Here is a 24,155-nt window from a genome sequence, read left to right on the forward strand (position 1 = left end):
TATGACGCCGGTGACTATGACGCCGGTGACTATGACGCCGGTGACTATGACGCCGGTGACTATGACGCCGATGCCTATGACGCCGACGACTATGACCCTGCGCTCGAGGAGCCGGAGGATTTCGTGTCCACCGCTGGCGCCCCGGCGGTGGGTGCAGGCCGGCACGCTGTCAGCCGTGACGCTGACGCTGAGTCGTGGGTGCCCAAAGCCCGACGCCAGATCGGTTCCACACGGCGCTTTCTCGCCCTCAGCGCCACCTTCGCCGCATTGCTCGTCGTGTTGGTGTTCACCGGGTACCGCAGCTCGCTGCGTATGACGGGCGGGGCGTCGATCAGCCCACAACAGCGCTCGCCGAGCGAGCCCGGCTACGAGGCGGCCGTCAAGCCGACGCCGGTGACCTTCCTGGCGGTCGTCAACGACGACGGAGACCTGCGGGCGCTGTCGTTCGTCACCCAGGGCTCGGGCGAGGCGGGCGGCACGATCATCACCGTTCCCCTCAGCCTCCTGCTTGCGAACGATGACGGAGCCATGCGAATCCCGAACTACATCGAGGCCGAGGACGGCATGGACGAGCTACAGACGGAGCTCGAGAAGGCCCTCGGGTTCGGCATGACCAAGCAGTTGATCGTCACGCAGTCCGAGATCGAGGATCTGCTGGGGGGCGAGCCTCTGAAGGTCCGCAACCCGGAACAACTGCTCATCGACTTCCAGGGAACGCTCGTGCCGCAGTTCGAATCAGGCGACCTGGCCCTCGATCCCGACGGGCTGATGTCGTATGTCAACTATCTGGGGCCCGAGGAGTCCGAATACAACCGCCTCAACCGGCAGCAACTGGTGTTCGAGCAGTTGCTGGCGCTGAGCGAGCAGGGCTTTGAGCCCTCGAGCAACGACGAGAACGTCACCGCTCTCGCCGAATTGCTGACCGCAGTTGGCGCTGGGGAGTCGTCCGTGACCCAGCTACCGGTCACCGAGGGTCGCATCGGTGGACGCGAGGATGGCGGCGAGGGCCAGGGCGCCTCGTTTACCGCCCCGGACACCGAGGCGATCGATGCCACGCTGGGCGACATCATCCCCTTCCCGGTCTCGGGCTTCCCCGGGCAACGCCTGGGCGTCAAGTTGTTGAACGGCACGACCGAGCCGCAGCTGGAGCTGCGGCTGGCCGGCCAGGTCGTGGGTGCCGGCGGCGAGGTGCGGGTGGTGGGCAACGCGAAGAAGCTCGACCAGGCCCGGACGACGGTGGCGGTTTCGCGGGATGCCACCGAGGACGAACGCGCTCAGGCTCAGCGGGTGGCCGATGCATTGAACGCCGAGCTCACCGAGACCGACAACCTGGGTGAGGAAGTGCGCGCGGTGGTCGTCGTGGGCCAGGATCAGGCATGAGCCCTGGCCTGGACGTCGAGACCGCTTCGTTGGCCGCCGTTGCGGCTCGGGCAGCCGAGAGCAAGGATGGCGAAGCGATCGAGGTGCTCGACGTGTCGGGCGTCTTCGTCATCTGCGATGCGTTCGTGCTGGTGACCGGTCGCACCGAACGGCAGGTCAAGGCGCTCGCCGATGAGATCGAGTACCAGGTTCGCGAAGAGACCGGGCGAACCCCCAGGTCGGTCGAGGGGCGCGACACCCTCCGGTGGGTGTTGATCGACTACGGCGACGTCGTCATCCACATCCTGATCGAGGAGGACCGCGGCTATTACCGCCTGGAGCGACTCTATGGGGACGTGCCCCGGGTCGACCTCGCTCGGTCCTGAGCGCTCCTCAGAAGGAACGTCTCCGCCGCCCGAGCGTGGTGTGAAGTGGAGCTGATCGGAATCGAACCGACGACCTCATCCATGCCATGGATGCGCTCTACCAATTGAGCTACAGCCCCGTTGGGGAAGGTTCCACATTAGCAGTGTTTCCCCCGGCGGCGTCCAACGGGGCGGCGGCCGGACCTGCCGCCCGGCCGGTGTAACCGGTGGCCGCTCGGTCGGGTCTCATCGGCGTGCACACCCTGATCGGAAGAATCGAGCGAGCCGCCCGCAGCGGGGCGACGCTGACCCTGGCCACCCCCGAGGGATACGACACGACGACCTGGGGGGAGACCCACGCCGCCGCCCGCTCGCTGGCGGCGGTGCTGCAGGCACGTGGTGTGACGCCCGGAACCCACGTGGCCATCCTGGGGCCCACCACCCGGCCCCTGATCACCGCCATCCAGGCCACCTGGCTGACCGGTGGATGCCTGGTGATGCTGCCCCTGCCGATGCGCCTCGGATCGATCGAAGCGTTCGTCGACCAGACCCGCAGCCGCATCGCCGCCGCCGACTGCTCCCTGGTGCTGATCGACGACCAGCTCGCCCCCTTTGTCGAACGCACCGACGACGACCCGCCCTTCGCTGTGCTGCAGGAGCTGGTCACCGAGTCGGCCGAGGTCGATCCCGCAGACTGGATCCGACCCCCGGAGGACCCCGACGCCCTGGCGGTGCTGCAGTTCACCTCCGGATCGACCGCCGAGCCCAAGGGCGTGATGCTGCCCCACCGGACGATCTGCGCCAACCTCGACGCCTGCTGCGAGGCGGGCGGCCTGATCGACGACGAGACCTTCGTCTCGTGGCTGCCGCTGTACCACGACATGGGCCTGGTCGGCCTGTTGACGATCCCGATGACCACCGGGCGCAACCTGGTGCAGGCCGCCCCGCAAGACTTCTTGTCCCGACCGTCCCGCTGGATGCAGTGGATTTCCGATCATGGCGGCACGATGACCGCCGGCCCCAACTTTGCCTATGCGCTCGCCGCCCGGGCGCTGCGCCGGGCCGAGGACCTCGACCTGTCATCGCTCGAGGTGTTGCTCAACGGCGCCGAGCCGATCGACGCCGAGGTCTTCCGCCGGTTCATGACCGCCGGCGAGCGCTTCGGGCTTCGACCGGGCGCGGCCTTCCCCGCCTTCGGCATGGCCGAGCTTGGCATCGGCGGGTCCTTCTCCCAGCGCTGGGACGGGTTCCGCACCGACGTCGTCGACGCCCGGGCGCTCGAGCACGACCACCTCGCCGTCCCGGTCGACCCCCAGCTTGTTGATGATGTACCCGACACCCGGGAGCTGGCCCTGCTCGGCCAACCGGTGCCCGGCCTCGAGATGCGCGTCGTCGATCCGAAGACCGGGGCCCCACGGAGCGACCGCGAGGTCGGCGAGCTGTTGATCCGGGGTACTTCGGTGACGCCCGGCTACTACAAGAACCCGGAGGCGACCGCCGAGCTGCTTCGAGACGGTTGGTTGCGCACCGGTGACCTGGCCTACCTGCTCGACGGCGACCTGGTCATCTGCGGGCGCATCAAGGACGTGATCATCGTCGGTGGTCGCAACATCTATCCCCAGGACATCGAGCGTTCGGCATCGGCCGTCGCCGGCGTTCGGCCGGGCAACGTGATCGCCTTCGGGGTGGACGGGCGGGCCGGTGCCCAATCGATCGTCATCGTCGCCGAGCTGGGCGACGCTGATGCCGAGGCGGTCCGCAGCGAACTCGCCGACACGGTCACCCGCGACATCGGAGTGCCGCCGCGCCAGGTGGTCATGGTGGCCAAAGGGTCGGTGCCCAAGACCAGCTCGGGCAAGTTGCAGCGTTCCCTGGCCCAGTCCCGCTGGGAGAACGACGAGCTCGAGCTGGTCGACCCGGCGTAGCGTGTCCGGGCCGGCGTCGACCGGCGAGACATCGTCGCCCGGCGCTGTGAGGCGTTTGTGTACAGTGCCACAACACTCGACGATGGGGGCTGGGCGAGGTGGTAGCCGGGGGGCAGAGCGCTGCTGGCGGGGGGCCGCGAATCGCCTCAGCCGGAGGGTACGACGGGGCTGAGTGGCGCCGTCGCCTGACCCCCTACGCCGCCCCTGCGGCCCTGCTCGTCGCCCAATTGGTGTTGCTGCCCGTCCCTTTGGGAACGTTCGCTGCTGGGGCGCTGGCCGGGTTGATCGCGTCGCTCGCCGCGGTGGGCTTGGCGCTCGTGTGGCGGGCCAACCGGGTGATCAACTTCGCCACCGGCGACCTGGGCATCGTCCCGGCCACCCTGGCGGTGTTGCTCGCCGATCAATGGGGCTGGAACTACTGGGCCTGCGGCGCCGCCGGACTGGCCGCAGCGGTCGTGTTGGGCGTGGTGGTCGAGGGGCTGATCATCCGACGGTTCTTCGAGGCGCCCCGCGTGTTGCTCACGGTGGCGACGATCGGCCTGGCCCAGCTGTTGGGCTTCGGCGCGCTGATCCTGCCTCGGGCCTGGGGGGCGTCGCCGTCGGTGCGGACGCTGCCTGTGCCGTTCGAAGCATCGATCGAGATCGGCGGCACGATCTTCGACGGTTCCGACCTGATGGCGTTGGTGCTCGTGCCGGTGATGCTCGTCGTCCTCGTGCTCTGCCTCAACCGAACTGCCCTCGGGGTGGCGGTGCGGGCGTCGGCCGACCGGACCGCTCGTGCGCTCACGCTGGGTGTTCCGGTGAAGCGGCTGCACAGCCTCATCTGGACGATCGTCACCGTCGGGGCCTTCGCTGCGTTGTTCTTCACCGCCGGTACCGGGGGGCTGGGCGTCGGCTACGGCACCAGCCTGGGCCTGTTGCTGCGGGCGATCGCCGCGCTGGTGCTGGGCCGCATGACGCACCTGGGTGTGATCGTGTCGTCCTCGATCGTGCTTGGCGTCCTCGAGTTGGCGGTGCGGTTTCAAACCGGTGACGGGGCCTTGGTGGCACCGCTGTTGGCGGCGATCATCATCGGCGCCCTGTTGCTGCAGCGCCGGGGCATCACACGGGCGGCCCGCGACGACACGTCGTCGTGGAAGCTGGCCTCCGACGTTCGCCCGATCCCGGCCGAGCTGGCCGGCCGGTGGGAGGTCGCTGCGGTGCGGCTGGGGCTGATCGTCGCCGGGTTGGCGGCGCTCACCGCGTTTCCGCTCGTGTTGTCGACCGGCGCCATGTTGAAGCTGGGAGCGGTGCTCGTCGTCGCCAGCATCGGCGTCTCACTGGTGATCCTGTCCGGCTGGGCCGGTCAGCTCAGCCTGGGGCAGATGGCCTTTGCCGGTATGGGCGGGGCCGTGTTCGCCTGGGCCACCCAGAACCACGCCGTCGATCCGCTGCTCGCCATCGGCCTGGGAGCGATCGGGGGCGCCGCCGCTGCGGTCGTCGTCGGCCTTCCGGCGCTGCGGATCCGAGGGGTGTACCTGGCGGTCACCACGCTGGCCCTGGCGCTCGCCTTTTCCAACGGTGTGTTCGACAACGGCTACGTCGACTGGATCCCGACCGCCTCCTTCGCCGGCGACCGGCCACCGTTGTTGGGGCGGATCCCGATGGAGACCCCCGCCCAGCTGTACCTGCTGGCGCTCGGCTTGTTGGTGCTCTCCCTGCTGGCGGCGTCCACGTTGCGGCGCTCCCGCTCGGGCCGCGTGCTGATCGCCATCCGGGAGAACGAGGATGCCACCCGGGCTTACGGGGTGGGGGTGACCCAGGCCAAGCTGGCGGCCTTCGGCCTGTCCGGGGCGATCGCCGGCGCCGCCGGTGCGGTGTACACGTTGCATCAGGGGGCGTTCAAGCAGGCGCTGTTCCTGCCCGAGGAGAGCGTGGCCACCTTCATCGGCGTCGTCGTCGGTGGCCTGGCCAGCCTTCCGGGTGCGGTGATCGGGGCCTTCATTCTGCGGGGCACCGGTTGGCTGCTCCCGCCGCCGTGGAACCTGTTTGCCACCGCGACGGGCGCGCTGATCGTGCTGCTGGTGATGCCCGATGGGGTGGGCGGGGCGCTGGTGCGCTGGCGCGACCTGTTGTTGGCCAACCTGGCCCGCCGGCGGGGCATCATCGTGCCGTCGTTGTCCGAGCTGGGCGACCCCGACGCCCTTGAGCACCCCGTCGAAACCGAATCAGCCCCGGAACCTGAGGCCGAGCCCGAGACTGAGCCCGAGCCCGAGCCCGAGCCCGCCGAGGTGTCCCCATGAGCGGTCAGCCCGAAGCCGCGACCGCCAACGCCGGCGCCGAGGATGTGGGGTGGGCATCGCTGCTCGGCGAGTCGGTCAGCACGGTCGTCCAGCCGTCGCGCTGGTGGCCGTCGCTGCGCCACCCTATTCAGGGCCTGCGCCGGGCGGTCGGCGACGGACCGCTCAACGCGCTCGTCATCCTGTTTGGCCTCAACGCGGTCGATGAACTGGACCGCACCGGCTTTGGCATTCTCATCCCCAACATTCGCGACGACCTTCACATGTCCAACGCCGGCATCCTGTCGGTGGTGGCGCTCAGCCTGCTGGTGGCATTTCTGTTGCAACTGCCGATCGCCGTGGCGGCCGATCGCTACCCGAGGGTGCCGATCGTCATCGCCGGTGCGCTGTGTTGGGGCGTGTTCTCGCTGTTCACCGGCCTGGCGGTCGGTGCTGTGATGCTGGTGATCGCCCGCTCGGGCGCCGGCATTGGCCGGGCGACGGTCGACCCGACCCACAACTCGCTGCTCGCCGACTACTACGCGGTCGACCGGCGGTCGTCGGTGTTCTCGATCCACCGCGGCGCCAACGTGCTCGGACAGTTTGCCGGGCCCCTCCTCGCCGGCGGGCTGGCCGCCGCCACCGGCAGCTGGCGCACCCCGTTTTTCGTGTTCTTCATCCCGACGGTGATCTTCGCCATCGCAGCGTTTCGGTTGCGCGAGCCGGTGCGTGGCGGCCAGGAGCGCAAGGCTGCGGGCGGCGACGCCGAGATGATCGCGCTCGCCGAACCCAAGGCGTCCTTCGAGGAGGCCTTCCGGCTGTGCAACGAGATTCCGTCGCTGCGGCGGCTGTGGTATTCGGTGCCGTTCCTGTCGGTGTCGCTGATCGGCTTCGTCAGCCTGGCAGGCATCATGTACGAGCAGACCTACAACCTCGACGAGCTGCAGCGGGGCTATCTGGCGGCCTCGGTCGAACCGTTCCAGTTCATCGGCCTGGCGATGGGCGCAGCGATGGGCACCAAGTTGTTCCTGCGGGACCCGGCCCTCGTGTTCAAGTTTCTGCGGGTGGTCGCCATCGCCGCCGGCGTGTTTGCGGCGGCGTTTGCACTGGCGCCCACCGTGTGGCTGACCGTCGTCGCCAACATCGCGCTCACCTCATGTTTGGCGATCATCCTCCCCGGGCTGTTGGCCAGCCTGTCGGTGGCCATCCCGGCCAGGGCGCGGGCGGTCGGCTTCGCCATCGCCAGCTATTGGGCAATACCTGGGCTGTTGGTGCTGCCGCTGATCGGCTGGGTGACCGACCGGTTCGACGCCCGGGTGGGCATGTTGGTGATGGCGCCGGTGCTCGTCATCGGCGGGCTGATCGTGTCGACCGTGTCCGCCACGATCCAGGGCGACATAGCCGATGTGTGGGTCGGGTCGCTGGCCCGGGCCGAGGACGCCAGCGAACGGGCGTCTGGACGGGCCAAGTTGCTCGTCGTGCGCGACCTGCACGTCAGCTACGACAACCTGCGGGTGCTGACCGGCCTGTCGATGGAGGTGGCCGAGGGCGAGGTGGTGGCGCTGCTCGGCACCAACGGCGCCGGCAAGTCCACCCTGCTCGGGGCGATCGCCGGCTCGGTGCACGCCCACCGTGGCGCGGTCGTCTTCGATGGGCGCGACATCACCCACGCCCCACCCCAGGAGATTGCGCAGCTGGGCCTGGGCGAAATGCCGGGGGGCAAGGGAACGTTCCCGTCGCTGAGCGTTGCCGACAACCTGCGCACCGCCGGCTGGATGTTGCGCCGGAAGCCGGGCGAGTTGGCCCGGCGCATCGAAGAGGTGTGCGCACCGTTCCCCGTGCTCGGCGAGCGGATGGGCGAGCCGGCCGCCAACCTGTCCGGTGGGCAACAACAACAGCTCGCCCTGGCGATGGCACTGTTGGCCCGACCTCGGCTGTTGATGATCGACGAACTGTCCCTCGGCCTGGCACCGGTCGTCGTCGAGGAGCTGGTCGCTCTGGTGCGCGACGTCGCTGCGTCCGGCACGACGGTCATCCTGGTCGAGCAGTCGGTCAACGTGGCGTTGACCCTGGCCGACCGGGCACTGTTCATGGAGAAGGGCCAGCTGCGCTTCACCGGGCCGACCGCCGAGCTGTTGAAGCGCCCCGACCTGTTGCGCTCGGTGTTTCTCGGTGCCGAACCCGCCGAGCACACCGAGCACACCGAGCACACCGAGCCCGCCGTACCCCGTGTCTCGTCCCCGCCCCGCTCACCGCAGAGCCCGGCGCTTCGGGCGACCGATCTGGTGTGTCGCTTCGGGGGGGTCCGCGCGGTCGACGGCGTGTCGCTCAGCGTCGTACCGGGCGAGATCGTGGGGCTGATCGGCCCCAACGGCGCAGGCAAAACGACCGTGCTCGATGCGATCTCGGGCTTTGTCCCCACCGAAGCGGGCACGATCACGCTCGGCGAGGTCGAGCTGACCGGCGCCCCGGTCGCCCGCCGGGCCTGGGCCGGCCTGGGGCGGTCCTTTCAGGACGCCCGACTGTTCCCGGGCCTCACCGTCGCCGAGGCGCTGGCGCTGGCCCACGAGCGCTGGGTGGAGGTCCGTTCGACCGCCGACGCGGTGCTGCGAACTCCGCCGTTGGTGATGTCGGAGTGGAAGGTGCGCCGGGACACCGACGTGTTGATCGAGCGCTTCGGTCTGGGCGACTATCGCAACAAGTTCGTCGGCGAGCTGTCGACCGGCTCCCGCCGCATCGTCGACCTGGCCGCCGTCGTCGCCCAGCGGCCCAAGGTGGTCCTGTTGGACGAGCCCTCGTCGGGCATCGCGCAGCGAGAGACCGAGGCACTGGGCCCATTGCTCCTCCGGCTGCGAAACGAGCTGGGCTGCGCCATGGTGATCGTCGAGCACGACATGGGCCTGTTGGCCCAGGTTGCCGACCGCCTGGTCGCCCTGGAAACCGGCCGGGTGATCGCCGAGGGCCGACCGGCCGAGGTGCTCGGCCATCCCACGGTCGTGGCCAGCTACCTGGGAAGCAGCGCCGAGTTGGTGGCCCGGTCGGGGCCCCGCGTGCAAGCGACCGATGCAGGAGGGTTGTCGTGAGTGGAGATCGTACGGAGGGGCCCGGCCCGATCGCCCGCTGGGGCCCCATGGTTGCCATCCTGGGGGCGATCGCGCTTCTCGTCGGCGTCGTGTTGGTCGCCGAGCCGATCGCCGACGCCCGGGCGACCGGACCGTCGAGTGCGCCCGAACGCGGGGCCGGCGACACGACCGAGATCGAGCTGCCGCCGGGGGTGATGACCTTTGAGCAGGCCAAGGCCAAGGGCACCCTGGACGACTACGACTTCGGTGATCGCTGCGATCCGGCCACCGGCACGCTCGCCCTGCCGCTCGCTCCGCAGCAGAACTGCTTCGCCAAGTTCTCGGGCGACAACGGCGGCGCCACCGCAACCGGGGTGACCGCAGACAAGATCAAGGTGGTCGCCTACCTCAACCAGCCCAACGACCCGATCCTCGAGTTCATCTACGGACAGATCGGCCTGGAGACCAAGCCGGGCGAGGCCGAGAAGGCCTACGACAACTTCAACGAGATCTTTGCCTCCTACTACGAGTTCTATGGTCGCGAGGTGGAGATCATCCCCTACATCGCCACCGGCAACATCCAGGACTCGGTGGCCGCCACCGCCGATGCCGAGACGATCGCCCGCGACATCAAACCGTTCGCCGTGATCAACGGGCCCCAGCTGTCCAACGCCTTCGCCGACACGATCTCGGCCAACGGCATCGTGTGTATGGGCTGCACCTCCACCGGCGACGACGAGTTCTACGGAGAGCGTGACCCGTACCAGTGGGGCGTGCAGAAGACGCCGACCCAGAACCTGGTGCTCGTCGCCGAGTACCTGGGCAAGCGGCTCATCGACCGCCCGGCCAAGTGGGCGGGCGGCCCGCTGAAGGACAAGCCCCGCAAGATAGCCATGATCGCCGCCGAGGGGACCGAGCAGAACGACGCCCCCATCGAGATGTTCACCAGCATCCTGGCCGAGGACTACGGCGCCGAGCTGGCCAACATTCAGCGCTACGACGACCCGCTGGCGCTCGGCACCACCGGCCGGGCCATGCTCAGCCAGTTCAAGAGCGAGGGCATCACCTCGATCGTGTTCGTGGGCGACCCGATCGCCCCCCAGACGCTGACCCGCATCGCGTCCGAGCAGGATTACCACCCGGAGTGGATCACCAGCGGGTCCTCGCTGGTGGAGAACAACGTGTTCAGTCGCACCTACGACCAGGACCAGTGGGCCCGCGCCTTCGGCCCCACCAGCCTGTTCCCCCGGGTCGACGGCGGAATCGGCACCCCGATCGGCCTGCACAAGTGGTACTTCGGCACCGAGCCGCCGGGCGGCGCCGCCGCCCTGCTCACCGTGCCCAACCTGCAGGTGTTGTTCGGTGGGCTCCAGGGCGCCGGGCCCGACCTGACCGCCGAACACTTCCGCGACGCGCTCTTCACGGCACCGATACTGGCCGGATCGCCGATCGCCCCGCAGATCAGCTTCGGCAACCGGGGCTTCTTCCCCAACACCGACTACGTGGCCCTTGACGACATGACCGAGATCTCGTGGGACCCCGACGTGATCGCACCCGACGAGGGGGGCAAGGAAGGCAAGGGTGGTTGGCGCTACTCCGACGGCGGCAAGCGCTATCTGCCTGGTGAGTGGCCCGACGACGAGCCCCACGTGTTCGATGCCGAAACCGGGGTGACCAACTTCGAGGCATTCCCCACAACCGCCGAGGAGCCGCCCGCCGACTGGGCGCCGGTCTCCGGACCCCGCAAGGGCAAGACCTACCCTTAAGCCTCACCATGGGCATCAACTGGGTGTTTCTGCTGTTCCAGGCGATGGGGGGCGAGGGCGCCATCCCGGTCGGCACCGCCTATGCGGTGTGGGGAGCGATCGGCGCCATCGGCACGGTCATCGCCGGGATCGTGTTGTTCAACGAACCGGTCACGTTCTGGCGGATGTTTTTTCTGTCGACGCTGGTCGTTTCGGTCGTCGGCCTTCAGGTCGTCAGCGGCGAGTCGTGAGCGCTGGTCGAACAGCCGTGAACCGAGAATCGCATTCGCCCGAGCGCCCGTCGGTCACGCCGAACGCGCGTGCGTGGGAGAGCCCGCGTGGGTGGGCGCTGAGCCTCGCCCTCATCTCGACCGTGGCGGTTGCCGCCCGGGTGGCTTATGTGCTGTGGGTGCTCGGTCCGGTCCGCTCGGGCCTGGACGCCATCTGGTACCAGTTGCAGGGCGGCTCGATCCTGGCGGGGACGGGATATGTGGTGCCGACATCGCTGTTCGAGGGCGAGCTGACCCCGACGGCCGCTTTTCCGCCCGTGTACCCGGCGTATCAGGCGCTCTGGCAGTGGATGTTCGGCCCGGGCGCAACGGCGGTTCGCATGGCCGGGGTGGTACCCGGGGTCGTCACGGTGGTGCTGGTCGCCATCCTGGGCCGCGCACTCGCTGACGCACGGGTTGGGCTGCTCGCAGCCGGAGCGGTGGCGCTGAGCCCGACGCTCGTTGCCGCCGACTCCTCGACGATGAGCGAGAACCTCACGGTGCCCTTGGTGTTGGCAGCGCTGGTGCTGGCGCACCGGGTGCTGACCAAGGGGATCGGCTGGACATCGGTGATCGCCCTCGGTGCGGTGTGCGGCGTGGCCGTTCTGACCCGCCAGGATCTTGCGCTGATCGTGGTGCTCGTCGCCCTTCCAGCGGTGTTGGCGAGCGCCGGCACGGGGATGCGAGCCAGGCTGTCTGCGGCTGCGCTGGTGGTGCTGGTGGTGGTGGCTGTCGTGGGGCCATGGATGTGGCGCAACCATCGGGCGGTCGGCACCTACGCCGTGTCGACCATTTCGCCGAGCAGTGCGTTGGCGGGGTCGAACTGCGATGCCACCTTCGGCGGACCCGGTCTGGGCAGCTGGAGCTTCCCGTGCGTCGTGGACGCCACACCCACCGGAGGGGAGCCGGAGGTGGAGGTGGCCGATGCCCAACGCACGCGAGCCACCGAATACGTCAGGACTCACCTGTCCGGCGTGCCGCTCGTGTTGGCGGCGCGAACGTCCCGGGTGTGGGCAGCCTGGGATCCGCGGGATCTCGCCCGCCGTGACGCGGACGAGACCCGTCGCTACGGGTGGCAGGTGGTGAGCCGTCCGCTCGACGCCGTGCTGGCCGTGGTCGGGGTCATCGGCCTGGTGCGCCTGGGCAGGCGCCGGGCGTGGGGTTGGGAGTGGCTCATCGTGGCGGCACCGTTGGTGATGGTGTCCGTGAGCGCTGCGGCGAGTTACGGCAACCCGAGGTTCAATGTGACGGCTCTGCCGGTGTTATCGATCGGCGCGGCGTCCCTCCTGACAGGCCTGATCGACGCCAAGCGCTCCGACGCTGCGGTTCGGGACGATCCGGTCAACCGCCCTTAACCTCCCGGTCCGCCGGGGGTCAGAGCAGGGTTGCCAGGGCGCTCGATCCTCGGGGTCGCGGTCTCTGCCGTTCCAGGCGGGTCCTACCTGCCGTTGACCGAGAAGTGCTGGTAGTCGATGACGCCCGACCAGTTGCCACCCCACTGCCATCCGGCCTTGGCGAACGCCGCCTCGACGCCCCCGCCGGAGCTGATCACCCCCTGGCCGTCCTCACTGCGGTCGAGGTACGGCTCGCTCTTCGAGTGTGAGGTGGTACCGGTGGCGGTGACGTAGGGGTTCTCCAGCGGGTTCAGGTCGAGTGCTGTGCCGTAGGAGTGCTGGGAGAACTCACCGCCCCCCGTGCGCTGGCGGCAGTTGAACGCCGAGGTGTTGTCCGCCTCGATCGAAGCGTAGTCATCGGCGCCGTCCTCCGGATTGCCGGTGCCACCGAAGGTGTGAACTGGCACCATCTGGCGGATGGCGAAGCCCTGCTCGAACAAACGCCGGAATACCCCGGCCAATCCATCGGCGACGTCGCGGTGCACGATCAGGGTGCCGACGTCGGTCGTGCCGTCGAAGGTCCAGTGGGTCACGGTCAGCCGACGTAGGTCCTCGAGTGGAACAGGACAACCCGGCCGCCACGACACACCGGTCATAGCTGATCCCAGCTCAGGGTCGATTGGGGCCACGTTGGAGGAGAAGGTCGGGCCCGGCTCGCTGGTCGGTGCCGCACTGCTGCTCGCTGCGATGCTGGTGGTCGGCTCGATGGTGGTTGCCGTTTCGACGGTGAGAGCCGAGCCTTCGGCTTGGGCCTCGGGGGTGAAGTCGGGTGCCGACGCGACCGGGGGATCACCGACGTCGCCAGCCTCAGTCGTTGTGGTCCGACCGCAGCCGAGAGCGGCCGGCGCGGTCGTCAATGCGAGGGCGGCCAACAACGCCGCGGCGGCGCTCGGCCGCCTCCGCAGTCGCCGGATCAGCACGACACGGTGATGTCGGTCGGCGACCATCCGGGGGCATCGAGAAACGCCATCGCCAACCAGTGCCCGTCGGTCGACCTGGCCCAGACGTCGGTCGAGGATCCCAGCACTGAAGACTTGACCGACTCGCCCCGCTGCTGGCATTCGATGGTCACGGTGTCGTTCTCGTACAGCCGACCGAGTTCAGACCCGTTCGAGGAGGGGCCGGTGCGAAGGGACACAAAGCAGTCGCCGGTGCCGTCTGCACCGCAGGTGCGGCTGACCCTCGCCGTAATGGCCGGTGGTTGAGTCGGAGGCGGCGCTGTGGAGGGGACGGTCGGTGGGGGCAGCGTGGGGGCAGCGGCGGTGGTCGGGGAGGCCATTGTCGAGTCCGGCGATTCGATCCTCTTCCCGGTGGCTCCGGAGCCGTCATCCTCGGTCGAGCGTCCCCCGAGCTCAGCCTTGCCGGTCTCGGTCTCGGTCTGGTTCTGGGCGGCGGTCACGCTTGGCTCGGGGTCGGATTTGGTCAGCACGAATGCCAAAAGCGCACCGCCACCGATCAGCAGCACGCCGGCGCTGATCCCCAGCGCGATCCAGATTCCGCGACCCGACCGACCACCGGTCGGCGGAGTGGATGCCGGGTACGCGATCGTCGGCTGGTCGCCCGAGGTCCCGCCGGATGGGTGCAGGGGTTGCGGCGACATCGGCGACGGTGATGTCGCACGGGCCGATCGTTGCTGGCGGGAACCGGGCATGCAACATTGTGTTCACACCTCTTGGCTCATGACCAGGTCAAATCAGTCCTCGGGGTCGCGGTCGCGCAGAAACTCCTGAAACTCGGCGGCCAGTTCCTCGCCGGAGGGCAGCGGACCGTCGAGCGACGTGAACGCGGCATCGGCGCTTTGACCCTCGTCCCACGCCTGTTCCAACTGCTCGACCAGGGGTTGATGCTCGGGGTTGGACTCCAGCAGGGCATCCAAGCGCAGACGGCTGGCCTTCACTTCGCCCCCGAGGCCCTCGAGCGTGAAGCTGAGACCCGCGTACTCCATCACACCCTCGACCAGTGCCCTCGCCGCCGCCGGTGAGGGCAGGTTGGAGGCGTAGTGGGGCACCTGGGCCCACAGCCCGAACGACGGGATACCCGACGCGTTGAACTCCTCGTCGAGTGCGGCGAACACGCCGGCGGGCACCTCGAGGGTGCCGCGCTGAAGCCCGGGGAGCGTGTCGGAGACCTCCTGTGAGGAGGTGGTGATGCTGAGCCGGCTGGCACGGGTGTGGGGCACCGGCGCGGGGTAGGCACCCAAGCCGATCACGCGCTTGACGTCGAAGCTGAGCGCCAGCTCGACCGTCGTGGCGATGAACGAGCGCCACAGGCGGTCGGGCTCGGCCCCGGTGAGGAACAGCACGTCGTTGCCGGCGGCGTCGGTGCCGCCGCGCAGCTCCAGCTTGGGCCAGTCCAGGTCGGTGACCACCCCGGCGAGCAGGTGCATCGTGGGGCGGCGGGCCCGGTAATCGAGCAGTTCATCGGAGGAGAAGGTGGCGAGCGTTGACACGCTTGCCTGGTCGGACATGACCTCGGCGGCGGTGTCGGCCGCACCCCCGGCATCGATCCAACCATCGAGCGCGATGATCAGGGTCGGGTCGTTCAACTCCGGTCGAAGGAGGATTTCCACCAGTTCACTCATGATGACGCCTCCAGCGATGAGGATTCCAGGGATTGATACGCCAGCTTCTCGATGCCTTCGATCATGGTTCGGAACCCTTCGGCCCCTTCCCGGCCGGCGTCGCCCATGGCGCCGCCGGCGTACCTGGCGTACACGCCGGCGATGATGCAGGCGAGCTTCCAATAGCCGAAGGCGATGTAGTAGTCGATGCCCGACAGGTCCAGGCTGGACCGCTTGGCGTAGGCCGCCAGCAGATCCGCCCGTCGGGGAAACCCGGGCAGGGACACCGTCGACACCTGGGGGAGCGCTGCCGCATCCCCCGGGTCGGGCCAGTAACACATCAGCAGGCCGACGTCGGCGAGGGGGTCGCCCAACGTGCAGATCTCCCAGTCGAGCACGGCGATCACCGAACCGTCGGGGCCGAGCATGCAGTTGTCCAGGCGGTAGTCGCCGTGGACGATCGAGTCCTGTTGCTGGGGCGGCACCGCCAGGGCCAGCCGGTCGTGCAGGGCGCCCAGGTCCGGCAGCGCACCCTCGGCGACCTGGGTGCGGCTCTGTTCGAACTGGCCGTTCCACCGCTTCAGCTGACGTTCGAGGTAGCCCTCCCGACGGCCGAGGTCCCCGAGGCCCACGGCGTCGATGTCGACCGAGTGGATGCGGTGCAGCACCTCGACCAGGGAGGCGCCCGCCCGGGCGCGCTGATCGGGTGTCAGGTTCGTGGCGGTCGCCTCGTCGCGGGCGACGACGCCATCGACGTAGTCCATGACGTAGAACGGAGCGCCGTTGACCGAGTCGTCAGCGCTGAGGCCGACGATGCCGGGGACGGGCACGTCGGTCGGGGCGAGCGCCGAGATGATCCGGTGCTCGCGTCCCATGTCGTGGGCGGTGGCCAGCACCTGGCCCAGGGGCGGTCGGCGCAACACCCAGTGCCCGTCGGCAGCATCGGTGACCGAGTAGGTCAGGTTGGAATGACCGCCGGTGATCAGCGAGAAGGCGAGCGGCGGGGTGAGCCCCTCGATGTGCTCAGCCATCCAGGCCTCCACCGCAGCCGCATCGATGCCCTCGGGCACGGTGCTTTCCGCTGCAGTGCGGTCTGTCGGTGCACGGTTCTCGTCGCTCACGGTGACCTTTCCGAATTTTGATGTTCCCCGGCCACGCTACCGCTTGGGACCCGAGCCCACCGATGCGCTCATATGCTGGTGAGCCCGTCCGGCAAACAAAGCGAGCTGTCCCCATGGTCGACGTCACCGATGCCACCTTCGAGACCGAGGTGCTGGCACGTTCCGAGCAGGTTCCGGTCGTCGTCGACCTGTGGGCGCCCTGGTGCGGGCCGTGCAAATCGCTCGGCCCGATCCTCGACAAGGTCGTCGGCGAGCTGGGCGACAAGGTGGCGCTGGCCAAGATCAACGTCGACGAGAACCCGCAGGCCTCGCAGGTGTTTCGGGTGCAGTCGATCCCAGCGGTGTTCGGCCTGGTCGATCGCCAGGTGGCCAACAGTTTCACCGGCGCTCAGCCGGAGGCCAAGGTGGCCGAGTTTGTCCGCAGCCTGTTGCCGCCGGATGAGGCCGAGGCGGTGAACGCGCTGGTCGAGCTGGGCGACGAGGCGTCGTTGCGCACCGCGCTGAGCATGGATGCAGTCCACGAGGGCGCTCGGTTGGCGCTGGCCAAGCTGCTCGTCGCCGACGGGCGAGCCGAGGAGGGCCTGGCCCTGATCGATGGCATGTCGGATGCCAACCTGGAGGTACGTCACGTGCGGGCGTTGGCATCGGAGGGCGGAACGGTGTCGGTCGCCGGCATCGAGGCTGAGCTCGGATCCCTCCTCGACCGGGTGAAGGCCGACGATGACGCCCGCTCGCGGTTCCTCGAACTGCTTGAGTTGTTGGATCCCGACAGCCCCGCCACCGGAGAGTGGCGACGCAAGCTGTCCGCCCGGTTGTTCTAACGATGGAGCGGGTCTCACCGTGAAGCTGGTGCGCCGCCCCGGGTACTACGCGCTGGAGGGCGGCCCGGTGCCCCCGGGCTCCGCCGCCATCACGATTGGTCCGGTCGTGTCGATGCGCAGCGACGTGGTGGGCCACGAGCGGCTGGAGGCCCACGAGGCCGTGCACGTTCGCCAGTGGCGGGTACGGGGATGGCTCGGGTTTCTCGTCGGGTACCTCGGCGAGTACCTGCGGGGTCGCCTGATCGGCCGACGTCATCACGACGCCTACCTGCATCTCAGCGCCGAGTGTGAGGCGGAATGGGAGGCACAGCGCCTGGTGCGGGGCCTGCCCATCCGCTGATCGACCGGGCTGCCGGGGCTGCCTCGGGGAGCGCGGCCCGGGGCGAGATCCCCAGTGTCAGCGGCGGTCGGTTTTTCTAGGTTGGGCGCCATGGACGATCCCTTCGACGCGTTGGCGCCCCCAACAGGGCGCAACCGGCGGCAGGGAAGCGGTGCGGCCGACCGCTTCGCCGCCTGGTGGGACCGCGTGCGCCAACGCTCGGGGGCCGTGGGCGGCGTGTCGGCACATGATCCCGGGGCCAACCCAGTGCGGACCAACCCAGTGCGGACCAACCCACTGTTGGCACATGCCCTGGTGATGAGGATGCTGGCGACGCTCGGCATCGTCGGGGTGCTGGCGGTCGGGGCGTGGTGGCTGTCTCAGGGTCGGGCTCCGCCGGTCGAGCTGCCCAGGGCACCGTCGGCGGCCGCTTCGGCCGAGGCCGCTGGCTCCGCACCCGTCAGCTCGCTTCCCGCTGGGGGCTCAGGTGGTGCGGTGCCCGCCGGCGGCTCGGCCACCCCGCCCGGTCCGGCAACCCCCGGCAACTCGGCGGCCCCGGTCTCCTCGACAGCCGAGGGTGCGGACACCGCCAACTCCCTGACGCCCCAGGAGGTGGTCGTGCACGTGGCCGGCCAGGTGCATCACCCCGGCTTGTACACGGTGAACGTCGGCGGCCGGCTGGCCGACGCGATCAGCGCCGCCGGCGGTGTCACCGCCCAGGCCGACCTCGATCGGGTCAACCTGGCCGAGCCGCTGATCGACGGAGCGCGCACCTACATCCCGGCGGTGGGCCAGATCGATGCCCCCGCCACCATCCCCCAGGGAGGGCAGCATCCTCCGGGAGCACAGCGTCCTCAGGAGGGAGAGGGCGGGCCCGGAAGCCCGTCGGGGACGCCGGGAGCGTCGGGCGAGGGATCGGCCGGCGCACCGGGCGAGGGTGCCCTGGTCAACATCAACACCGCCGACGAGGCGGCGCTCGACGAGTTGCCCGGCGTCGGACCGGTGACCGCCGAAGCCATCGTCGAGTACCGCAACCAGGTGGGCAGCTTCTCCCAGGTGGAGGACCTGCTCGAGGTGCGGGGCATCGGTGACGCCAAGCTGGAGGCGTTGATCGATCTGGTGACCGTGTGACGCCGGAGCCCGCCGAGGTGGAGCCCGGGTCCGCCGGTCGTTCGTCGGTGGGCGAGCGGCTCGCCGACGCCCGCGCGCCGCTGGCGGTGGCGACCGCTGCGCTCGGCGGGGCTGCGTTGGGCCCGTTTGCCCGCCGAACCCTTGGGGCGGCATCCCGGTCGGCGGCGATCGTCCTGCTGATCGTGGCCGCCCTCGTGTTGCTGTGGGCCTGGCGGCGCCGGGTGGCGGCGGGTGTGGCGGTGGCGGCGGCGTTGTGCACGGTGGGCCTATCGATTCGTGCGCTCAACCCGCTCGACGACCTGCGGCCGGGGAGGGTGGAGGGCCCGGCGGTGCTGCGCAGCGATCCCAGCCCATTCTTCGGAAGCGTCGAGGTGGTGGTTGCCCTCCGGGGCCGCCGACTGCTCGCCAGCATCGAGAGCCCCTCCGCCGGCGAGGTGGCCGGGTTGCAGGTTGGCGACACCCTGCGGGTCAGCGGACGGACCAGCCGCTTCGAGCATCCGACCGGGTGGCACCGCTCCCGACACCTGGCCGGGGAGCTCCACGTCGATTCGGTGTCCGACATCGAACCGGGGCGAGGCGGCTTTGCGCTGGCATCGGGCGTGCGTGAACGCATCCGTGCGTCGGTGGAACCGCTCGACCCCGACGCCCAGGCGCTGGTGCTCGGTGCTGCTCTGGGTGATGACCGGTCCCAGTCCGATGCTCAGCGCGATCGATTTCTGCGCTCCGGCTTGACCCACCTGCTCGTCGTCTCCGGGCAGAACGTGGCACTGATGCTGGTGCTGTGCGCCCCGTTGCTGGCCCGGGTGCCGGTGTCCCGTCGGCCATGGGCCACCGCGGCCGCCGTCGGCTGGTTCGTGCTCATCGTGCGGCCCGACCCGTCGGTGCTGCGGGCCGCGGCGGCGGCGCTGGTCGTCGCCATGGCCACAGGCCGGGGCCAACGGTTGAGCGCACCCACCGTCCTGGCCGGGGCGCTCACCGCAGTGGTGCTCGTCGACCCGCTGGTCGTCGGGTCGCTGGGATTCTGGCTGTCGGCCGCCGCCACGATGGGGTTGGTCGTCGGCCTCGGGAGTCATCGGGGCAGCGACTGGAATCCTGCGGCGGTCGGCCGGGCCACCCTGGCGGCTCAGGTGGGGGTGGCGCCGGTGCTGGCGGTGGCGGGCCTGGCCGTGCCGGTGGCCTCGTTTCCCGCCAACGTCGCTGCCGGCGCCCCGGCCGGGTTGCTCACCGGGTGGGGCATGACGCTCGGGCTGGTCGCCGGCTCGCTGCCGGGGCCCATCGCATGGGTCGCCCGCCTGCCCGTCGTCGTGGCGGCGTGGTGGGTGGACAGCGTGGCCCGCTGGTCGGCCCGGCTGCCGCTGGGCCGCTTCACCCCGGGTGAGATCCTGGCCGTCTTCGTCGTGGCGGCGCTCAGCTGGGCGACGTGGCTCTCGGTCGGCCGGCTCCGGCATCGCCGGCTGGTCCTGGCCCCGTTGGTCGCACTGGTGTGCTGGGCCGGCTGGCCACGGACGGTGACCGGCGGCGCAGTACCGGGCGGCTGCCTGCTGGCCGACGAGGCAGCGACCGTCCTCGTGCTGCGTCAAGCGCCGCCCACGCGTCGCCTGCTTCAGGCGCTGGCCGAGGCAGAGGTGCGCCATCTCGACGTGATGCTCGTCGCAACGGGAGGGCTGCGCCTGGCCGAGACGGCCGTCGCGGTGCGCGACGCTGTGCCGGTGGGTGAGGTGCGGGCCCTCGACGAGGGGTTGTCCGAACCGGCGTGCCCGGACGCCGTCGACGGGTGAACCGCCTGCGGGTGGTGGCGTTCCTTCGGGCTACGGTGCAGCACCGTGGCAGCAGGCGAGAAGGCACCCGTCGTGGGCACGAACACGCTGATCGCCACACCGCTGGCGCGCCCACCGTGGAGCGCCGCCGCCGACGCTCGGGTGATCGTCTGGAATGATCATCCGACCGGATCCGACCCGGCGGTCATCGCCCAGGTGAGCGACGTCGGGTCGCTCGCAGCGGCGCTTGGCTGCGGGGTTGCCGCGGTGTGGGTGGGGCACGACGTCGGCCCCGCCGCAGCGATAGACGCATTGGGCCCACCCGGTGCGCTCGGTGCGCAGTACCCGAGCACCATTCAGCTGATCCTCGAGGTCGGGGTCCACGACAACGGCAACGACAGTGACAACGGTCCCGGCGTCAGCGTCGAGGAGGAGTTGGCCGGTCTGGCACGCCTGGCGGCGGCGCAGGGCCTGGCACCCGGCCGGCTGGTTCCGGCGGTCCGCGCCCAGCCCCGTGTCGACCTTCCCGCCGCGTTGGCGTCGTGGCGGGCCGACCCCCACCTGCGACGCCACCCCCTGATCGTCGTCATCCCGACGGCGACCCCCCCGGCCACCGGCGCAGGGCTGGTCGCCGCAGCGGTGATGGCCGGGGCGGCGGTGGCGACCGACGATGTGCGCGCCGCCAGCAGGGTGCTCGAGGTGTTGCTGGCCATCGAGCAGCACCGACACACCGATAGGCCCGGCGACCGTGCCCGGCCCGACGACGAAGGAGAGCTGCGATGACCACGACGCCCCCACCGGTGTGGCTGGTACGCGGCGACGACACCGTGCTGGTCGAGGATGCCGTCACCAAGCTGGTCGACCGGCTGATCGGCGACGACAACCGTTCCGAGACCCTCGACGTGTTTTCCGGGACCGATTACGAGCTGGGGGCGGTGGTCATGGCCGCCGAGACGCCCTCGATGTTTGGCCGGCGCGTCCTGGTGGCCCGGGAGGCCGGTCGCTTCGGCACCAACGAGGACGTTGCCGAGCTGTTGCGCTACCTCGACTCGCCGTCGGATCAGTCGGTCATCGTGATCGCCTGGGAACGCCCTGCGGTTGCGGGGTCACGTCTGGCCACCACGCCCCGCAAGCTGCTCAGCGCGGTCAAGGCCGCCGGCGGCCTGCTCGAGACCAAGGCGCCTGGGGGCGGCAGGGCCCGCTCCCAGTGGGTGGGGGAGCGCCTGGCCGATCTGCCGGTCCGCCTCACCCCCAAGGCGAAGTCGCTCGTGCAGTCCACCTTCGGTGAGGACCTTGGCCGGCTGGTCGGCCTAGGCCAAACCCTCCGTGGCGTCTTCGGTGAGGGAGCGCTGGTCGACGAGGCCGATCTGGTGCCCTACCTGGGCGAGGCCGGATCGGTGCCGCCGTGGGACCTCACCGATGCCATTGACGCCCGTAAGTCCAACGTCGCAGTCGAGAATCTCAACCGGATGATCCAGGGCGGAGATCGGCACCCGCTGCAGATCATGGCCTCGCTGACCACGCACTATCAGCGCATCGCAGCCCTGTCGGGCGCCGATGTGCGCACCGAACGCGACGCCGCCGACCTGCTCGGGATCAAGGGGTCGACCTTTCCCGCGAAGAAAGCGCTCACCCAGAGCCGGCGGTTGGGGCCCGATGGTGTGGCCCGCGCCATCGCACTGCTCGCTCGCGCCGACGTGGACCTCCGGGGGGCCTCCGGCCTGGAGCCGCAGACGGTCATCCAGGTGTTGGTGGCCCGGTTGAGCCGGTTGGGGCGCTGAGTCGTCCGAGTCGTTAGGCAAGCAGCCTCGACGCTCGCCCGAGGATCTCCTCGGCATCGACGACCATTCCGGTGACCAGGTCGGCGGCGGGCACCAACTCGGTGAGCGATCCGACGCCCTGGCCGCAGGGGAAGAACTCGCGCTCGGGGTCGACGCCCTCGGTCTCGGGGCCGCCGCCCAGGTGGTTGGCGCCGTCCTCGAGCGACTTGAGGAACTGGCCGGGGAAGGGTTCGGCCACCCCTCCCTGCTCCTCGAAGCCCTCGGTGTAGCGGTTGCGCACCACCCGGCAGGTCTTGCCGGTGTAGGCCCGGGTGACCGTCGTGCCATCCTCGCCGGTATTCAGCAGCGTGTCCTTGTAGCCGCTGACCGCCCGCGCCTCGGGCGTGGCGATGAAGCGGGTGCCGACCCACACCCCGTCCGCACCCAGCGCCAGGGCGGCGGCCAGGCCCCGTCCGTCGACGATGCCGCCGGCGGCGACGACTGGCACCTGATCGCCCACCGCGTCGACCACCTGTGGCACCAGCGCCATCGTGGCCACCCGGCCGGTGTGGCCGCCGGCCTCGGTGCCCTGGGCGACGACCAGGTCGCAACCGGCGGCGACCGCGTCGACAGCGTGGCGCACCTTGCCGCACATGTTGACGACGAGCAGGCCGGCGTCGTGGCACTGCTCGACCACGTCGCGGGGCACACCCAATCCGGCGACAAACACGCTGGCACCACCGGCGATGATCGCCCGCACCTTGTCGGTCATGTCCCCTGCGGCGGTGAGCAGATCGACGCCGAAGGGTTTATCGGTGGCGGCGGCGGTGCGGGCGATCTCCTCGACCATCACCTCGTCGGACATCGTCGAGGCGCCGAGACAGCCGAAACCGCCGGCGTTGGACACGGCCGCGGCCAACTCGTGGTAGCTCACCCCACCCATGCCGGCAAGCATGACGGGTGCCTCGATGTCGAGCAGTTCGGTCAGTCGAGTGGAGATCATCGCCTGAATTTAGCTGCGCTGGCCCGCCGGTTCCTTCGGGTCTGTTTCCGGATGACGGTCGTAGGCCCCGTCGGGGGTGAACATGCCCCGTCGCCAGCGGCGGGGGGTGGCCAGCAGCGCACGGGGGTAATCCTCGAACAGCCAGCGGGCGAAGTTGCGGCGGGTCCACCCGGAGAGGCCGGCCAAGGCGATGGCGGCCCGAGCGCCCTTGCGGTGGGTGAGCGCCCGCGAGAGGGTGACCGACATGCGGTGGTCGGCGACCAGCGAGGCCCGGGCAGCGGCCTCGTAGGCCGCCTCGGCCCCTCTGCCCGCCGGGTGGTGAGCGGTTCCGAGGATCGATTCGGCGGCAAGGCGGCCGGTGATCAGCGCCTGGCCGATGCCCTCCCCGGTCAGCGGATCGCCCACAGCGGCGGCGTCGCCGACGTACAACACCCGGTCGCCGGTGAGGGCCGGGCCGCCGATGCGGGCCGGGATCGGCCAGGCCCGGTGCGGTGACTCGGGCGTGGCGTCGGGGCCGAGCAGCTCCCGGATGTGGGGGCGCTCCAACAGCGCGGGCCACGTTCGGGCCATATCGGGGACCCTCGACAGCTTGTTGCCCGGGGCGACGCCATCGTGGCGCATGATGCCGAAGCCCACGTTGGCCCGGCCGTCGCCCAGCGGGAACGACCAGAAGTAGCCGGGCAGAATGTCCGCTTCGAAGCTGACCCACAGCTCGGTGGCGGCCGGCCCGGTCACGCCGGTGAAGTACTGGCGAAACGCATGCCAGTCGCCCCGGTACTTGGGCAGCACGTCGCCGGCCAGCTTGCGGGTGGGGGACCACATGCCATCGGCGGCGACGACGTAGCCGGCGTCGATCCGGCGTCCGGTGCTCGTCGTCACGGCCACGCCGTGGGAGGTGCGCTCCAGCTCGGCGATGCCCTCGCCCTCGATCACTTCGATGTCGAAGGTGCGCGCGTGGTCGAGCAGAGCGGCATCGAGCTGTTCGCGCCGGGCGACGACCGCATGAAGGCTGCGGTCCCGCGGCAGCGGAAAGCGCACGCTGTTACCGCTGGGGGATCGAACGACAACGTCGTCGACCGGCGTCCAGCTGGGCACTCCGTCGGGGCGAAAGCCTAAGGCCTCCAACTCCCGCAGGGCACTGGTCGTCAGGCCGTCGCCGCAGATCTTGTCGCGGGGAAAGGTCGCCTTGTCGACGAGGGCGACCCGAGCGCCGGACCGGGCCAGGGTGATGGCGGCTGAACACCCGGCGGGGCCGGCGCCGATGATGACGGTGGGCTCGGTTTGCACCGGCCCAGGCTACAAGCGC

General features: G+C 70.0%; 19 protein-coding genes, 1 tRNA gene and 1 pseudogene. 14 read left to right on the plus strand and 7 right to left on the minus strand.

The window, feature by feature from the left end; translation table 11 throughout:
• Both PKD89_RS01065 and rsfS read left to right on the plus strand, forming a co-directional pair.
• Positions 1-1,380, plus strand: a 1,380-nt coding sequence (locus PKD89_RS01065; protein WP_289012564.1) for a LytR C-terminal domain-containing protein, incomplete at its 5' end; no start/stop codon positions are given.
• Positions 1,377-1,745 (plus strand): ribosome silencing factor, encoded by a 369-nt coding sequence (gene rsfS, locus PKD89_RS01070; protein WP_289012563.1) that lies wholly within the window; start codon positions 1,377-1,379, stop codon positions 1,743-1,745. The genes PKD89_RS01065 and rsfS, both read left to right, overlap by 4 nt.
• A gap of 46 nt (positions 1,746-1,791) precedes the next feature.
• Here rsfS and PKD89_RS01075 read toward each other — a convergent pair.
• Positions 1,792-1,864, minus strand: a tRNA-Ala gene (locus PKD89_RS01075).
• Positions 1,865-1,951: 87 nt separating this feature from the next.
• Here PKD89_RS01075 and PKD89_RS01080 point away from each other — a divergent pair.
• From PKD89_RS01080 to PKD89_RS01105, 6 genes and pseudogenes are all read left to right on the plus strand, one after another.
• The gene (locus tag PKD89_RS01080; RefSeq protein ID WP_287389487.1) at positions 1,952-3,649 is read left to right on the plus strand and encodes an AMP-binding protein; all 1,698 of its coding nucleotides are present in this window, start codon (positions 1,952-1,954) and stop codon (positions 3,647-3,649) included.
• Between the two features lie 98 nt (positions 3,650-3,747).
• On the plus strand, positions 3,748-5,931 hold the full coding sequence (locus PKD89_RS01085; protein WP_324332219.1) for an ABC transporter permease subunit: 2,184 nt from the start codon (positions 3,748-3,750) through the stop codon (positions 5,929-5,931).
• The gene (locus tag PKD89_RS01090; protein ID WP_289012561.1) at positions 5,928-8,990 is read left to right on the plus strand and encodes an MFS transporter; all 3,063 of its coding nucleotides are present in this window, start codon (positions 5,928-5,930) and stop codon (positions 8,988-8,990) included. The genes PKD89_RS01085 and PKD89_RS01090 overlap by 4 nt, the downstream gene beginning before the upstream one ends.
• The gene (locus tag PKD89_RS01095; RefSeq protein ID WP_289012560.1) at positions 8,987-10,735 is read left to right on the plus strand and encodes a hypothetical protein; all 1,749 of its coding nucleotides are present in this window, start codon (positions 8,987-8,989) and stop codon (positions 10,733-10,735) included. Before PKD89_RS01090 ends, PKD89_RS01095 begins: the two co-directional genes overlap by 4 nt.
• Before the next feature lie 23 nt (positions 10,736-10,758).
• Positions 10,759-10,965 (plus strand): annotated as a pseudogene (locus PKD89_RS01100) (DMT family transporter); the annotation flags it as partial.
• A gap of 122 nt (positions 10,966-11,087) precedes the next feature.
• Positions 11,088-12,338: an ArnT family glycosyltransferase gene (locus PKD89_RS01105; RefSeq protein WP_324332220.1), complete on the plus strand. Its 1,251-nt coding sequence runs from the start codon at positions 11,088-11,090 to the stop codon at positions 12,336-12,338.
• An 83-nt stretch (positions 12,339-12,421) separates the two neighbouring features.
• On the opposite strand, the gene PKD89_RS01110 is transcribed toward PKD89_RS01105, so the two are convergent.
• The 4 genes from PKD89_RS01110 to PKD89_RS01125 all read right to left on the minus strand — a co-directional run bounded on the left by PKD89_RS01110 (position 12,422) and on the right by PKD89_RS01125 (position 16,058).
• Complete coding sequence (locus PKD89_RS01110) at positions 12,422-13,297, minus strand: M15 family metallopeptidase (protein WP_289012558.1); 876 nt, start codon at positions 13,295-13,297, stop codon at positions 12,422-12,424.
• Positions 13,291-13,977, minus strand: a complete 687-nt coding sequence (locus tag PKD89_RS01115; RefSeq protein ID WP_289012557.1) for a hypothetical protein — start codon at positions 13,975-13,977, stop codon at positions 13,291-13,293. The genes PKD89_RS01110 and PKD89_RS01115 overlap by 7 nt, the downstream gene beginning before the upstream one ends.
• A 93-nt stretch (positions 13,978-14,070) precedes the next feature.
• Positions 14,071-14,958 (minus strand): PAC2 family protein, encoded by an 888-nt coding sequence (locus PKD89_RS01120; RefSeq protein WP_287389480.1) that lies wholly within the window; start codon positions 14,956-14,958, stop codon positions 14,071-14,073.
• Positions 14,955-16,058 carry a phosphotransferase family protein gene (locus PKD89_RS01125; protein ID WP_289012556.1) on the minus strand — a complete coding sequence of 368 codons (1,104 nt, stop codon included), beginning with the start codon at positions 16,056-16,058 and terminating at the stop codon, positions 14,955-14,957. Before PKD89_RS01125 ends, PKD89_RS01120 begins: the two co-directional genes overlap by 4 nt.
• 113 nt (positions 16,059-16,171) lie before the next feature.
• Between PKD89_RS01125 and PKD89_RS01130 the strand changes: the two genes are divergently transcribed.
• The 6 genes from PKD89_RS01130 (at position 16,172) to holA (ending at position 21,867) form a co-directional block, all read left to right on the plus strand.
• Positions 16,172-16,879, plus strand: coding sequence for a tetratricopeptide repeat protein (locus tag PKD89_RS01130; protein ID WP_287377633.1), 708 nt, complete (start codon positions 16,172-16,174; stop codon positions 16,877-16,879).
• Positions 16,880-16,898: 19 nt separating this feature from the next.
• On the plus strand, positions 16,899-17,219 hold the full coding sequence (locus PKD89_RS01135) for a hypothetical protein (protein ID WP_289012555.1): 321 nt from the start codon (positions 16,899-16,901) through the stop codon (positions 17,217-17,219).
• Positions 17,220-17,309: 90 nt separating this feature from the next.
• Entirely contained in the window at positions 17,310-18,329 is a 1,020-nt protein-coding gene (locus PKD89_RS01140; RefSeq protein ID WP_289012554.1) for a helix-hairpin-helix domain-containing protein, read from the plus strand.
• Positions 18,326-20,107, plus strand: a complete 1,782-nt coding sequence (locus tag PKD89_RS01145; protein ID WP_289012553.1) for a ComEC/Rec2 family competence protein — start codon at positions 18,326-18,328, stop codon at positions 20,105-20,107. The genes PKD89_RS01140 and PKD89_RS01145 overlap by 4 nt, the downstream gene beginning before the upstream one ends.
• Positions 20,108-20,152: 45 nt before the next feature.
• Entirely contained in the window at positions 20,153-20,869 is a 717-nt protein-coding gene (locus tag PKD89_RS01150; protein WP_289012552.1) for a hypothetical protein, read from the plus strand.
• Positions 20,866-21,867 carry a DNA polymerase III subunit delta gene (gene holA, locus PKD89_RS01155; RefSeq protein ID WP_289012551.1) on the plus strand — a complete coding sequence of 334 codons (1,002 nt, stop codon included), beginning with the start codon at positions 20,866-20,868 and terminating at the stop codon, positions 21,865-21,867. Before PKD89_RS01150 ends, holA begins: the two co-directional genes overlap by 4 nt.
• Before the next feature lie 13 nt (positions 21,868-21,880).
• Here holA and PKD89_RS01160 read toward each other — a convergent pair whose 3' ends face one another.
• Positions 21,881-22,849: a nitronate monooxygenase gene (locus PKD89_RS01160; protein ID WP_287389469.1), complete on the minus strand. Its 969-nt coding sequence runs from the start codon at positions 22,847-22,849 to the stop codon at positions 21,881-21,883.
• A 9-nt stretch (positions 22,850-22,858) separates the two neighbouring features.
• Positions 22,859-24,136 carry an NAD(P)/FAD-dependent oxidoreductase gene (locus PKD89_RS01165; RefSeq protein ID WP_287389468.1) on the minus strand — a complete coding sequence of 426 codons (1,278 nt, stop codon included), beginning with the start codon at positions 24,134-24,136 and terminating at the stop codon, positions 22,859-22,861.
• Positions 24,137-24,155: the final 19 nt, after the last annotated feature.

Origin of the sequence: Candidatus Neomicrothrix sp. (assembly GCF_035329545.1) — a bacterium.
In the GTDB taxonomy this organism is placed as follows: Bacteria; Actinomycetota; Acidimicrobiia; order Acidimicrobiales; family Microtrichaceae; genus Microthrix; species Microthrix subdominans.